We start from the raw sequence: 14,716 nt of genomic DNA, 5'->3' as shown, positions 1-14,716 counted from the left end.
CTTTATAGTAATCAGTTCCTACATTACTATAATTATCCAATAATGAAAAGAGCCATCTCCTTTGTTGGAGCATGGCTCTTCTCACTAGTAAATATCAGCGGTATCTATCTGTATCCATTGATCCTCTGAATCTGCATTCTTCCAATGGATTCCAACCATAACATTTTCGGCGCCTTTTCTGATTTTTTTCGATACTTTAAAGGAGCGGGAAACATCTTCAGCAGGAATGGTATTATATGCTTTTCTTTCCCATTGGCCGTTCACCTGATCCTGGATAAATAATTGCACGTCACCTGGATTGGCTGTTTTTCCTTTCAGAGAAACGATAAAAGTAAGCTCTTCAGAAGCAGAGATGTTCATGTCCGTCAGGCTGAAGCCTGCTTGAATTGCATTCTGGCTTTCACTCATGGGTTTTAATACCATGCCGCCGGTGTTTCCTTCCGTTACCTGAAAATCACCATCCATTCCGAGCAATTTCATCGGCATCAGCTGGCTAAGCCAGTCTTCAGCTGAAAATGCTTCGAAATTTGGCGGGACAAAAGAATAAGACGGACTCTTCGAACCGATGGGTATGAGGTAGTCATAAGCTTCTGTTTCTGATTTTTTGATTTCCTTCTTAATCTTTGCAATTTCGGCTTCTGCATTATCTTTATTCAGGGTAACGCCGAAATCGTTTCTGTCATTCCAAATAGCCTGAACTATTTTTGTCCCTGCATCAGGAGTGAAGTGATGGGAGTCTATAAAGTTTGGCAAGTGCCTTGTCATTTCGTTTATATCCATAAAGTGATGCACGGTGCCAAAGGTTTCCGTCAGGTCCATAAGCCAGCGCTCATAACCTTTCAGGTATTCCTCATTCTGCATTTCAATGACAAAACGCGGAAGGGTAACTGGTGTTGTATAGACAATAAATTTAGTTTTCGGGTTTTCAGCCTTAAGCTGTTTCAGCATCTCCATTACTTTAGGGTCATACTCATAGGGTTCATTATTTTGGAAAAATTGATAGATATTCGTTTCAATTCTGGCTTGTCTTAATTGATCATCCACAGGGAAAGGCATAGCCACATTATTACGATTATAATACCTATGATCTATGAATACAGGTTGATTCTTTTTCGATGATTGATAAACAGATATAGATTTTTTCAAAGTATCAAAGGACGCAGTCGACTTGATTCTGTATAGATAGCTGTCAGCCTGTCCTGTATAGAATTCCGGTTTTTCTTCGGCAAGCTCGCGGTATTTATTTGTAGCGAAAAAGTCCAGACCCAGGAAAATATATTCAAACGGTTTTCCGTTGAGTTCCCTGGCGTAGTCAATATATCCTTTATACTCCTCTGCGTACATAGAGCTTACAGCAAAATTGAACACCTTCAAATCTTTAAAATCATGCTGGTTTATATAAGTAGAGCGGCTGCTTCCCAATAAAAGGGCATCATACTGTTCTTTCCCATATTTAAATTTGTTTACTTTCTGCTGTCTTTCATTAAAACCCTGCTGCACATCATTCCATTCATTTTTATGCGGGAAAATCCATAATGGATCTGTCGTATAGTTAAATACAGCAATCGGCATGGCGAAGAGACAGCCTAAAATCATAAAAGCAGCCAGGACTTTTAACAGCCATTTTTTATAAACATTCATGATTAACCACCTAAAAATTAAAATATAAGAACTCGCTGACTCTTGTCATGCTAAAGAAAGAAATCAGAAGCAAGGCACAGATGAAGAACGCAGAAAACCAGGAAGGCTTAAGCTGATCCATCAATCTTACTGAGTTCTTAGCCCATAAAGTGACCGCGAAGGCACCTGCCAGGATGAAAAGCATGTATAAAAGGGATGTATCAGTTGCGGCGTTAATAGAGAGTATTTCCACCGCCTGAACGGCTGAAGGCGCAAAAAGGGATGTGAGCTGTTCGGGCCAAGTGAACCCGCTCATTCCAGCCATGCCTTTTAACACTTTTTCTGCATCTTCCCATGTTTGAGCTCTGAAAAATACCCAGGCAAAATTGACAAACTGAAAGGTGATAAACCAGCCAAGAAACTTGTTCATTTTAAAGCCGAGCTGATGCCACAAACGGTTCAGAAGTGAAGCAGCTCCATGCAGTGTTCCCCATAGTACGAATGTCCAGCCGGCACCATGCCATAAACCGCTGACGAAAAAAACAAGAAAAACATTCACGTAGGTTCTGGGGATTCCCTTGCGATTTCCGCCAAGGGGAATGTATAAGTATTGGGTTAAAAAACGCGTCAGCGTCATATGCCATCTCTTCCAGAAGTCCTGAATATTAACTGCCTTATACGGTGAGTTAAAGTTAACCGGAAGCCGGATATTAAATAGAAGCGCTGCCCCCATGGCCATATCAGTATAGCCGCTGAAATCAAAATAGAGCTGGAAGGTGTAGGATAAAGATACGATCCAGGCTTCGATAAAAGTCAGCACCTCTGCCTGGTCAAAACCAGCTGTAGCCCAGACAGCAAAAGTATCTGCAATAACAGCCTTCTTAAACAGCCCAATTGAAAAAATGAAAATTCCTTTTGCGAAATTCTCGTAATGAAATCTTCTATGTGCTTTTTCCCTGGAGAACTGGGGCATCATTTCGTTATGGTGCACAATTGGCCCTGCAATCAATTGCGGAAAAAAGCTGACAAACAATGCATATTTCCAAAAATCATACTCTTTCGTTTCTTTCCGGTAAGCATCAACAAGATAGGCAATCTGCTGGAAAGTAAAAAAGCTGATGGCAAGCGGCAAAGCAAGGTGTAATAAATCAAAATTTGTGCTAAATAAAGCATTAAGGTTGTCTATGAAAAAGTCATAATATTTATAATAACCTAAAGCTGCAAGATTGGCAGTTACGCCGGCAGTCAAAAGCAGTTTGGCTCCCCGCCGGCTCCCGGCCTTTCCAAGCAATGTGCCAATATAGTAGTTCAGCAGCATGGAAATAAAAATTAATGGGAGATAGACAGGATTCCACCAGCTGTAAAAAAATAAAGAGCTGATCACAAGCCAGATATTTCTTATAAAGAAAAGCTGCCATCTATTCAGTAAAAAATAGACAATCCAAACAGCAGGCAAAAAAGCAAAAATAAATTCATAGGAATTAAAAATCAACGTATTCTCCACCTGTTCCAAAATGTTCGTGCAGTCCCCATTATATCATGGAAAGAAGCTGGTGGAAGGACCCCAACTTTTACTATACTGTTTACCTTAAATCTACTAGAATAGGAATAAGAATATTTCGAATTGGAGGGTGTATCTTGGGTAAAAAAAAGGTTTTGGCAGCCCTGTTTTTTATGATTGCCATATTCATCAGTATTCCTCCATTTTCTTCCGCAGATGCAGCGGAAAGGTGTGAAGGTTCAAGAGGGACCCAGCCGGTCTGGTGGGATGGGGCTGAACTGAAAGTTGGACAAATTGGCAGATTAACAGTATTGAAGGATACACCTCTTTATAAATTATCAGGCAGCACAAAGGTTCAGCAGAAGACTTTGAAAGCAGGGGGAACTTACCGAATATATGCTTTTAAGCCTGACATGCTCAGTGTTGGAGGCGGCATGTACTTGAATCGGGATTCCAAAATAAAATACGAAACCCCTTCTGCAGCAAAAAAGAAAGCTCTTGCCTGTAAGAAGGAATCCTTGGAAATCATCGGTGCTTCCATTAAACTAGGCGACAGCAAATCATCTATTGAAGCAAAATTGGGAAAGGAAAAGCGGATATCTCTCGGTGAGTATGGCGTTTCCTGGCACACTTATCATAATCAATACCGGAATTTTTATATGATAGGGTATGTGGATAATAAAGCAGAATTCATTTATTCAAATAGCCAAAGACTATACAGTTTTGGCATTTTTAAGGGCTCGTCCAGATCAGGGGTAACTTCAGCATTGGGCACGCCAATAAATTACATCAATAAAAATAATGTAAATTATGTAATGGTCAATAATGATAAGCAGCAGACATATTATAAGAGAGATTCATACATTACTGTGTTCTATGATATTCATAAGAAAGGCAATGTTACTGGCATTCAGCTCATTTCAAGGAAGCTGGAAAACCGGAAGGCAAGCCATTATGGCGCGCCTGGCTCCAGCCTTCAGAAGAGCCTGGAAATGCAAATGTTTGATTTGGTTAATGCTGCAAGGGCGGATAATGGACTGGCAGCTGTCACCTGGAATTCAGCTGCCCAAAATTCGGCGCGGAAACATAGTTTGGATATGGCCGAAAATGATTTCTTTGATCACATGAATCTTAGAAACGAAAGCCCTTTTCAAAGGATGGAAAAGGAAGGGATTCATTATTTATATGCCGGTGAAAATATTGCAATGGGCTATTCAAGCAGCATTTTTGCTCATGAAGCTCTCATGAACTCGGCCGGTCACCGTAAAAACATCCTGAATGCTCAATACACTCATTTAGGTGCAGGGGTACAGTTCCAAAAGGAAACAGCGATTCCTTACTATACACAAAATTTCTTTACACCTTATTAAAATAAAGGATGTGCCAGCACATGCGAAATAGAAGATTTATAGTGTTCCTTCTATTTTCTGCTTTGTTTATGTTTGCATTCCCGAAAGACAGTTTTGCTAAGGTCTATTGGGATGGAGCAGAGTTGGTTAAGGGGCAAATAGGCCGGGTAACTGTCACAAAGCCTATCAACTTATGGCGTCTGGAAGGCAGCAGTCTTAAGTTTGTGCGCATCTTATATCCCAAAGACCAATACAGGGTATATGGCTATGTTCCGGAACGTCAGCAATTCAGGGTTGGCGGATCCTATTATATTACCAATATGAAAGACAGAGTTATATATGAGACCCCTTCAAAGTCTAAGCTGGCAGACTTGCATAAGTCCTATTCTGAACAGGAGGGACTTGTGAATCAGCTTATTATTGCTGATAAAGGCTATGAGCAGTCCCCGGAGGTTTCAAATATAAAAAACAGAATCAGCAAAATACCTATTTCTCTATTAGGAAAATTAAAGGAAAAAGGGGTTAAGATTAAACTGACTGCTGCCCCAATCACCAATCTTCCTGAATACGCTTATCTGAAAGGGCAAGTGCCAAGAGGATGGGAAGGAACAAATAGAACCTGGGATGATGTTCCCGGCATTGGCGGATCTTCTGTAGTGGCAATACGGATTGGTTACAGCGAGCCAGGCAACGGCCATAGCTCCAGCAACCTTGAACTGCATGAGATCGCACATACGATTGACAGCCTGGTATATAATAATCTATCGTCTGCGCAAGGTTTTAATGAAATCTGGGGGAAAGAGAGAGTCCTTCTCTTTGGAGATAATTCCTACTATAAAAATTATCCCGAAGAATATTTTGCAGAAACCTTTGCTATGTACTATCTAAATGAAGAAACGAGAAAATTACTTAAAAAGAAAGCACCATTAACGGCGGTGTTTTTTGAAAACCTGCATTAATGTAGTCTTGTCCTGACGGGCAAGGCTTTTTATGTGGACTATTTTTATTAAGGTAATATATACCATTCTATCTTTTTTGTAGAATCATAGGAAAATAATTGGTATTTTGTCGTATAATAGACTTATTGTGAAAATAGTACATCAGAGGGAGAGAGTAATGAAGAAGAAAATTTTATTGTGTTGTCTTTTGTTTTTGTCCGGGATCATGTCCCCTTTTTCGTATGTTGCAAAGAAGGCTTCAGCCTCAGCGCCTGCCGTATATTGGGAAGGAATGCAGCTGGTTAAAGGCCAAATAGGCAAGGTGGATATCCTTAAGCCTATTAACCTATGGAAAAGGGAAAATAATAAATTGAAGTTTGTCAGGGTTCTAAATCCTGGTGAAGCATATAGGGTTTACCGATATGATTCAGCTTTTGGCGGTCAATATGGTGTTGGGGGCCAGTACTTTGTGACCAACATGAAAGGCTATGTTCAATACAAAACGCCATCAAAGCTAAAGCTTAAGCTTGTGAATCCTGAATTATATGGAACCAAACTAACTTTAGGAACAGTTACCCAGGAGCAGACAGCTGTGCTTGCACCTGGTGTCACACAGTCCAAGCTTTCTGTAGAAGGTTCTAAAGGGAATCAGGAAATCTACAAGCTGGATGTTGACCAGAAAACGAGCCAGATTTCTTTTGAGACTTCCCTGGCTAAAGACCAAATGATCGGATTCGAAACGGTTAACAGTATGGCACACCGTGAAGAAGAAGAAGGAAAGTATGTAATTGCCGGGGTAAATGGGGACTATTTCGATTCAAATGGTGCTCCAACTGATTTAACTGTACATAATGGTGAATTGGTTACCACGAATACAACTCCAGTCAATGAAAGAACGATTTTCGGTGTCAGCTTCAGCGGAAAAGCGATGATCGGCAACCCGGAAGTTTTGCTTAGTGTGTCTGCAAATGGCCAGAAGCCGTACTTGATTAATTCTGTTAATAAACGGAGATTTGCGGGCCACTTGGTTCTTTATACACCTTATTTCGCAAGCAATACAATGACGAATGAATTAGGTACTGAAGTGGTGCTTTCGAATCTGACAGGGCAGCTGAATGGAAATGGCCAGGTCACTGCTACCGTAAAAGAAGTGATAATCGGAAAAGGAAGTGCAGCGCTTAATCCTGGTGAGTTCATCCTGTCAGGCCATGCTGCCGGCAGTGATTATTTAAAATCACTCAAAGCCGGTGACTCCATTACGATTAACGCAAGCTATGATAATCCTGAATGGGACCGGGTACAGCAGGCAATAGGCGGGCGCTACCACCTGGTTAAAGGCGGAGAGGCAAAAGTCTTTAATATTGCAGGCGCCCACCCAAGAACAGCGATCGGAATTAAGGAAGATGGATCTGTATTTGCAGTTGTAATTGACGGAAGAAGAACTCAAAGCAAAGGAGTCACTCTTACAGATCTGGCTAAGGTTATGAAAGACTTTGGAGCTGTTGAGGCCATTACCTTTGATGGCGGCGGATCATCGACAATGGTGACAAGAAAGCAGGGGGAAACAACAACAAGTGTGGTTAATAACCCTTCCGACGGCAGAGAGAGGAATGTCTCGAACTCCCTGCTGATCATTGCACGCAAGCAAGCTGGTGAGCTTTATAGACTGCTGCTTAACCCTGAGGAAATCACATTATTTGCTGGTGCATCTTATAAAGACTTGAAGATTGCTGCTAAAGGTGTCGACAAGAATAATAATCCTGTCAGCTTAAAAGATCCTATTATTTGGACATCGAATAGTGGCCAATTTAATTCTGATGGATCCTTTACAGCTTCAGAAATGCCTGGAAAAGGTACGATTACGGCGGCCTCTGGTAAAGTCTCAGGCAATGTTTCTGTCAGCATTACGAACGAATTGGATTCAATCAAAGTGACAAAGGATACAATCATCGTGGATAAAAACGGAACAGCAGCAGTTCCCGCTGCCGGCTACCATGCAGGCATGGAAGTCGTAACAGATCCATCAGCCTTTACTTACACGGTATCAGATGATTTAGGAACAGTTGAAAACGGAATCTTTAAAGCTTCCGGCAAGGACGGAATAGGCACAATTACTGTTTCACATGGCAAAGTATCTGCTGAAATTAAAGTGATCGCCGGAAATCCGGGTCCTGTTATCATTGAGGATTTTGAAGGCGATACAAGCGGATGGCAGGCATCCGGAGCAAGATATGAGTCAGTTATGGCTGCCCCTGAATCGGTATATGTTAAAGAAGGAAAGAAATCACTGAAATTGGCGTATAACTTTATTGGAACAACAGGAACTTCCGGTGTTTATGCCTTAAAGAAAGAACCTATCCCAATCATGGGATCACCTAAAAAAATTGGCATGTGGGTTTATGGCGATAATAAAGGACATTGGCTTCGCAGTCAGTTAAAGGATGCGGCAGGCAAAGAGGTTCAGCTTGATTACACAAAGAACCTTGATTGGACTGGCTGGAAATATGTTGAAGCAGACATTCCGGCAGGGCTGACAGCTCCTTATTCCTTGGAAATCCCTGTAAGATATATGCAGGTTAGTGATGAACTTAAAAATAGAGGTCAAATTTTTATCGATCAAATTCAGGCAGTGTATGAATGATTTTAGAAGGCTGAGTGCATAAACTCAGTCTTTTCTCTGTTTTTACAAGCGGGTTACCATAAATTTAATATTGTTTATACGTTTAATATATTATAGGCTTGTTATGGAAATATAGGGTGTAAATTGCAGAAAATTAGTAATTATGCTACTCTAATTACTGAAATTGTCCATAATTATATAATTGGGGTATAATGAAACACTAGTTTCATATATACAAATGCAGCTGTATAATAACATCGTAACATTGGAGGGAGTATTGTTAACCAATGGAACAGTCAAAAGAAATGCAGGATTTAGTAAATCAATTAAAGGAGAATCCTCCTAAAATTATCGGCGGTTATAAGAAGCAGGGGTGGGCATCGAAGGTTCTGGAGAAGATCAGCAATGATCCAATCGAAAAAGAAGAAGATGGCACTATAACGGCTAAGGCTATTCTGGAAGCAAATAATAATACCTATTATCCATCTTTCCTGAACATAGATTTGTCACAAAAAGGCAAGGTGGCTGGAATCTACTTTATTGCTGAGAACGAAGATCAGTTTGATCTCATTCCATTCGAAATCGGGAAAAGTTTTTTGAAAATATCAGAAGATGCACTTTTGCCTCTGAAATATAGAACGTTAGAAAAAATAGAGGGCGACGAATACCAGAGACAATGGCCGCTATTTAGCTAAAAGTCTGCAGACTATCTTAAAGATGGTCTGTTTTTTTTTGCGTATTAAGTGAAATTCTACATCTTTCGGTATAATTCACTGTTTATTGTAATAACTTTGTAATATTATCGCGATATTGTTATGAAAATGAAATAGAATCTTGTCTAATAATAGGATAAAATCTAATTATCAGTACTAATTACATAATTTTTTGATAATTAATATATACCAAAAGTTTCACAGGGGGATACATACTATGAAAAAAGTCTTACTTAAGGCGCTGGTGTTATTGCTGGCATTGCCATTGGTTTTTACTCATCAGTCTGCAAGTGCTGCAGAAGCAACTCCGGACAGTATTGTTAAACTGGCAAAACAGATGCAGGGCGTTCCTTATAAATGGGGAGGAACAACACCGAAAGGGTTTGACTGCTCAGGATTTTTAACCTATGTATACAGTGAGCATGGTGTAAAGCTTCCAAGAACAACGGCTGATCAATATAAAACAGGAGAATCTGTCAGCAAAGGCGAACTTCTTCCTGGAGATATTGTCTTTTTCACTACTTATAAGCCTGGTGCATCACATGCAGGCATCTACACGGGAGACAACAAATTTATACATGCAGATAGTGATGACGGAATCATGATCAACAGCATGGATATGAGCTACTATAAGAGCAGATACATAGGTGCTAAGAGAGTTGTCCCACAGGAAAGTGTAAAGGGAATGGCTGCTGCCGTTCCAGTTAAACAAGGTCAAATCGGCATGGTTTATGTTAAAAAGAAAATCAATCTCTGGCAGCGCACGGAAAATAATAAGCTAAAGATGGTTCGAATTTTAAATCCAGGCGAAAAGTACCGTGTTTACAATTATGATACCCTGTTTGGAGGGCAATATAACCTCGGATCTCAACTTTATATAACAAATATGGAATCGTATATTGAATATGTTCCTGTTGGACAATAAATTTCCAAAATACGGTTAATAATCTATTAAACTCTTGTTATAATTAAAATAGCAAGAGTTTTTATTTTGTAGGAGGATATAATTTTGTCTAATAGAAAAGGTTTGAAAGTATTATTATCTGCATCTCTTATTTTTCCGGCTGCCGCTGTTGTAAATGTCAGCAATACAGAAGCAGCTTCTATCACTCAAATTGAAAATGCTGTTCAAAAGTCTGTGTCAGCTTCTCAAATATTAAGAAGGGCATGTTCCATTGAATGGTCAGGCGATGGTGTAACCAGACCGTATGCAGAGTATAACGCCGCAAAAAAAGCTTATAGTGAAGCTATCAAGCTGGTAAATACTTTGAGTTCCAGCAAAAAGCAGACATACTTGGCGAAACTGGATGAAAGCCAGCTTCAGATCAAGCGGGCCGTTTATTATATTGATGCAATTTCCGCTGGGAAGAAAATAGAAGAAAAGAAGCACTTTTTGCAAAGTCAGCTGGAACAGGGTATCCTCTCAAGTGAAACAGTAAAGGCCTACCATGAGCTTTCATATGAAATTAAGAAACAAGCCGCTCTGCTGGATCCTGTCTATGGCAAAACCACAAGGGAAGCCATTCGTGCTAATTTTAAAGAATCTGCAGAAGCATTAAGGGATGAACTAAGTTATCCTGTCACCGTTAAAATGGCTCTTGATCAGGTATCATCTTCACTGGCAAAAGGGCAGAATGACACCGTTCTAAAAGAAGCCAAGAAAATCTTAATGTTCTTAGAGGTAACTCCGCAGGAAACATATAAAAAGCAGCTGCGCACCGAATGGGAAACTCTTAAAGGGAAGATTCCCGAGAGCATTAAAGATGCGGAATATAAGGATCTATCCCTTCTTAACGACCAGGTCCTTGAGCTCCGTGAACTAGTAAAGCCTGGTATTTCCGATGCAAAGGTTCCAGCCTTATACGATTCAGCTGTGAAACTGAGCCAGGAAATTAAAAACCCTGCATCTAAGCAGATGTTTACAGACGCCATTAAAAGTGAAATGAAACAGGTGCAAATGCCAATCGAAGATCTAAAACATCTGCTGACAACAAAAGCAGCTGCAGCCGGCATTCCTCCAGAATTAGTGAAAGCAATCGCTTTAACCGAAAATGGCGCATTTCAGCAATTCACTGAGCGTGGAGAAGTATTTAAAAGCCCGGATAACGGTTATGGAATCATGCAGGTAACTCCGCTGGATGAGCATGATGACCGCTATAATTGGGAAAAAGCCAAATATGATATTGGCATAAACATTGAAACCGGAATTCAAATCCTATTAGAAAAATGGAAGTATTCAGGTTCCAGAATTCCTGTTGTAAATGACGGGGATAAAGAGGTATTGGAAAATTGGTATTTTGCCATAATGGCATACAATGGACTTTCTAAGTTCAATGATCCTAATTTCTCGGAAGAGCCTTATCAGCTGAAAGTATACAGCAATATCAGCAAGTGGGCACAAGTAGATGCTGAGGCAATTAATAAGGATGACTTGGAAATCTCTTATAATCCTTCAACTGGACAGGCTATCTTCAGCAGCAAAATGAAATATACAACTGGCAAACAAACCCCATCCACTCAGCTGTTTAAAAAAGGGGACAGCATCGTTATTTCTGGAGCTGCAACATTCCGGGATAAACCTTCAACTGCAGGATCTGGAACGTCGCTTGCAAAGGGCACGCGCATCACAATTCTGGATGGCCCTATTGAAGATAACAATAAATACAACCTATTCAGCTGGTACAAAGTCTCAGTTAATGGAAAAGAAGGCTATGCAGCATCTGTTGGGCTGAAATAATTATTTAATTAGAGGTTCCCTTTGGGGAGCCTCTTTTTGATGGGGTGAGAGCAGTAAGTATGTGAAGTGTGCAAATTGGAGGGGGGCGGGCGGTTGCTAATAGAATGTTGTATTGTGCAAATAGAATGGGTAAGTTTGCAAATAGAGCGGGGGGATCTGCAAATAGAATCCTCTGTTCTCCAAATAGAAAGGCAATCTGTAAATAGAATCCCGAGTTCTGCATATAAAGAGGCAATCTGCAAATAGAATGTGTGCTTCTGCAAATAGAATTGAAAACCTGCAAATAGACGGTGCCATTCTGCAAATAGAATTGAAAACCTGCAAATAGACGGTGCCATTCTGCAAATAGAATGGTAAATTTGCAAATAGAGCGGGGGGATCTGCAAATAGATCCTCTGTTCTGCAAATAGACAGTGCCACCCTGCAAATAGAATCCCGAGTTCTGCATATAAAGAGGCAATCTGCAAATAGAATGTGTGCTTCTGCAAATAGAATTGAAAACCTGCAAATAGACCGGCAAAACCTGCAAATAGAATCCCTCATCACTCCAATAAGAAGGTAACACAAGAAAGATAAACGACCGAATCCTCTGCAGCTCCACAAAAAATAGAGTTACAAATACAAAAACCCCGCTCCACTTTGAACTGCCCCCTGTCAAGTAGACAGTAGAAATAATAAAAATGATTTAAGCGGCTTTAGTTCTATATTCCATAGGGCTAAGGCCGTTTAATCTTTTTTGATATCTTTCATGATTATAAAAATGTATGTACTCATCCATCGCAGTAGTAAGTTCCTCAAATGTCTTATATTTATGTAAATAATACTTCTCACATTTCAGTGTCCCAAAAAAAGACTCCATTGGCCCATTATCAATACACCGACCCACTCGTGACATGCTATGTGTCATCTCCGCCGCATCTATTTTACGTTTGAACCCTTTAGAGGTGTATTGAAATCCACGGTCACTATGGATAAGAGGGTGTTCTCCATTCAATAGTGCTGTGGCTTGATCAAGTGTCTTGAATACAAGTTGGTTATTATTGGAGTGTCCTAGAACATAACTTATAATGGATCCGTCATAAAGATCACGAATCACACTTAAATAGGCCTTTTTTGATTGGCCATACTTAAGTTCTGTAACGTCCGTTACCCACTTTTCATTTGGTTTTTCGGCTGTAAATTCACGATTTAATATATTGTCTGCCACATGTTGAGGTGTAGAGCGTTTATATTGCTTCTTCTTGACACGAATGACAGAACGTAATCCAGCCACTTTCATCAACCGATCGATTCTTTTATGATTAAGTTTCTCCTCAAACTTTCTATTCATGTGAAGGGTCATCTGACGATAACCGAATATGCCGTCAACTTTTTCATGGAGAATTTTCATCTCTTTGATGATTTCTTTATTCAATATTTCTCTGGATGAAGGAGTACGATTTAGCCACTTATAGTATGCAGATCGTGCAATACCAGCAATTTCACAAAGTAAACTAATACTTAAACTTTCATTCAGGTGAAGCTCTTGAATAGCGACATACTTATCCTCAAATCGGATTTGGCTTATTTTCGCCTCCTTTCGATCTCCTCTAACTTTTTTAAAAATAAATTCTCTGCACGTAACCGTTCATTTTCTCTTTCTAATTTTTTCATTTGAAGGTTCATTTTCTCTTCTGGAGTCAAGTTAGTTTCTTCTTTCTTATTACCACGTTTATCTTTTAGCGCTTCATCTCCTCCATCTTCATACTTCTTAACCCATTGATAGACTTGTTGGTAAGAAACATTATTAGTATTAGCTGCTTCTTGATAATTTTTTCCGTTCCCCAAGCAATCAATTACAATTTGTATTCGTTCTTTCCAAGTCGTTTTTCTTCCTTTAGTCATAGAGCTCGCCCTTCCTGGTGACGTATCTTTTAAATCTCTATGACTATTATACTTCTTTATCCAACCTCTAAGGACAGAAGCATCTGATATTTCATACAATCTAGCAACCTCACGTATAGAATACTCCCCAGACAGACAATCTCTAATGGCAGCTAGCTTCAATTCCTTGGAATACTTTTTCCAAGTGGAAGACTCTTTTAGACCTTCAAAACCACACTTATCATACTTGTGTTTCCACTCCAAAATCGTTGAAGGGTGTACGTTATATTTTGACTCAAGTTTATATGTTGAATAATGCTCGTCTAATTCCTTTAATATCTCGTATTTTTCTTCTGCAGAGTAAGATCTTTTAGACATAATAAATACTCCCCCATAAGCAGCCAGATTTTTATTTTTTAATCTGTCTACCTAAAGGGGAGCATATCACTTCCGGAACGGGGACTTTATTCTTATTTTTTCTGAGGCGGGTAAACTTTCCACTTGGATAAATCCGGCTGCTGTTTTTGAACAAGCTCTTTTGGAAAGATAAAAGTCCAAGGCTTGCTTGTGTTGGCTTTTACTTCAAATTTCTCAAGCTTGAAGCCGCCCTGGCAGATGATATCTCCCGCAGCGTCTTCTACGATGAGAGGGATTTGTTCCAGCTGGATATTTTTTTCGCTGCCATTTCGAATTAGGACCGTAACAGCCAGGTTTCCCTCGCTTCCATGCTTGGCTTCTATTCCCATGAAGTTTACTTCGCCAGGGGATAGAGCAGGCAAGGAAGAAACCATTTTCTCCAGATGTTCTTTTTGGGAAGGGGAAATCTGATTTTCCCAGCTTTCTTCAAGATCCAGCTGATGGACAGCCGCTGATTTTTTCAATTCAAAAGCGATCTTCCAGCCTTCTTCAGGGATCTTATCAACAAGCTTATCTTCTGATGAGAAGAGGAAGCGCCATGGGCGTGATGTCATAGATGGAAGCTCATCCATGCCATCAAGCTCAAATTGCTTTTTCGCAATGGCCTGGCCATTTTCGTCCAATAAAAGAAGGTCTACTGCCTCGAAACGAATAGCTTTAGGCAGTGTATTCCTCAGAATGGCGACAACCACAAATCCTTCATCAAAATTAATGAGCTTAATGCCGTTTATGGCAATTTGGTTTGGCTTAAGCAGAGGAAGCTGCTGGTGTTTGAATTGATATACATATTTCTCCTGGCTGGTTAGCTCCCAGTCAGGATGAAATGATAATGTTGTTTTTACAAGATCATCCTGATCAGCATTAATTTCGTTCTGCTGCAGTTCTTGCTGCTGATCCTGTTCAGGTGTTTTCTCTTTTTTTGCTTTTCTTTTAAATAAAGCCATTCTATAAGTTCCCC

General features: G+C 40.0%; 10 protein-coding genes. 6 read left to right on the top strand and 4 right to left on the bottom strand.

The features are described from left to right. Positions 1-84: 84 nt before the first annotated feature. Together BK139_RS06675 and BK139_RS06670 are read right to left on the bottom strand one after the other, a co-directional pair. On the bottom strand, positions 85-1,641 hold the full coding sequence (locus BK139_RS06675; protein ID WP_076257573.1) for a hypothetical protein: 1,557 nt from the start codon (positions 1,639-1,641) through the stop codon (positions 85-87). Positions 1,642-1,651: 10 nt separating this feature from the next. Further along, the gene (locus tag BK139_RS06670; protein WP_076257572.1) at positions 1,652-3,112 is read right to left on the bottom strand and encodes an MBOAT family O-acyltransferase; all 1,461 of its coding nucleotides are present in this window, start codon (positions 3,110-3,112) and stop codon (positions 1,652-1,654) included. Between the two features lie 146 nt (positions 3,113-3,258). On the opposite strand from BK139_RS06670, the gene BK139_RS06665 reads away from it, so the two are divergent. From BK139_RS06665 to BK139_RS06640, 6 genes are all read left to right on the top strand, one after another. Then, positions 3,259-4,491, top strand: a complete 1,233-nt coding sequence (locus BK139_RS06665; protein WP_274574798.1) for a CAP domain-containing protein — start codon at positions 3,259-3,261, stop codon at positions 4,489-4,491. A gap of 20 nt (positions 4,492-4,511) precedes the next feature. Next, a complete protein-coding gene (locus BK139_RS06660) occupies positions 4,512-5,429 on the top strand; it encodes an anthrax toxin lethal factor-related metalloendopeptidase (protein ID WP_076257571.1) in 918 nt (305 codons plus the stop codon). A gap of 157 nt (positions 5,430-5,586) precedes the next feature. Beyond that, entirely contained in the window at positions 5,587-8,049 is a 2,463-nt protein-coding gene (locus BK139_RS06655; protein WP_076257570.1) for a phosphodiester glycosidase family protein, read from the top strand. Between the two features lie 266 nt (positions 8,050-8,315). Beyond that, complete coding sequence (locus tag BK139_RS06650) at positions 8,316-8,723, top strand: hypothetical protein (protein WP_076257569.1); 408 nt, start codon at positions 8,316-8,318, stop codon at positions 8,721-8,723. A gap of 235 nt (positions 8,724-8,958) precedes the next feature. Next, positions 8,959-9,666, top strand: coding sequence for a C40 family peptidase (locus BK139_RS06645; protein ID WP_076257568.1), 708 nt, complete (start codon positions 8,959-8,961; stop codon positions 9,664-9,666). Positions 9,667-9,750: 84 nt separating this feature from the next. Beyond that, a complete protein-coding gene (locus BK139_RS06640) occupies positions 9,751-11,478 on the top strand; it encodes a transglycosylase SLT domain-containing protein (RefSeq protein ID WP_076257567.1) in 1,728 nt (575 codons plus the stop codon). Positions 11,479-12,163: 685 nt separating this feature from the next. On the opposite strand, the gene BK139_RS23550 is transcribed toward BK139_RS06640, so the two are convergent. Next, positions 12,164-13,719, bottom strand: a protein-coding gene (locus BK139_RS23550; protein ID WP_139325605.1) for an IS3 family transposase whose coding sequence is annotated in 2 segments (ribosomal slippage) — positions 12,164-13,080 and positions 13,080-13,719 — 1,557 coding nt in all. Because the reading frame shifts where the segments join, the coding sequence is not laid out codon by codon here. A 92-nt stretch (positions 13,720-13,811) separates the two neighbouring features. Next, the gene (locus tag BK139_RS06625) at positions 13,812-14,702 is read right to left on the bottom strand and encodes an accessory Sec system S-layer assembly protein (RefSeq protein ID WP_076257564.1); all 891 of its coding nucleotides are present in this window, start codon (positions 14,700-14,702) and stop codon (positions 13,812-13,814) included. Positions 14,703-14,716: the final 14 nt, after the last annotated feature.

The organism is Paenibacillus sp. FSL R5-0490 (assembly GCF_001956215.1).
In the GTDB taxonomy this organism is placed as follows: Bacteria; Bacillota; Bacilli; order Bacillales; family Cytobacillaceae; genus Cytobacillus.
The sequence above is the reverse complement of the archived record's forward strand: the minus strand, read 5'-3'. Positions and strand labels throughout refer to the sequence as shown.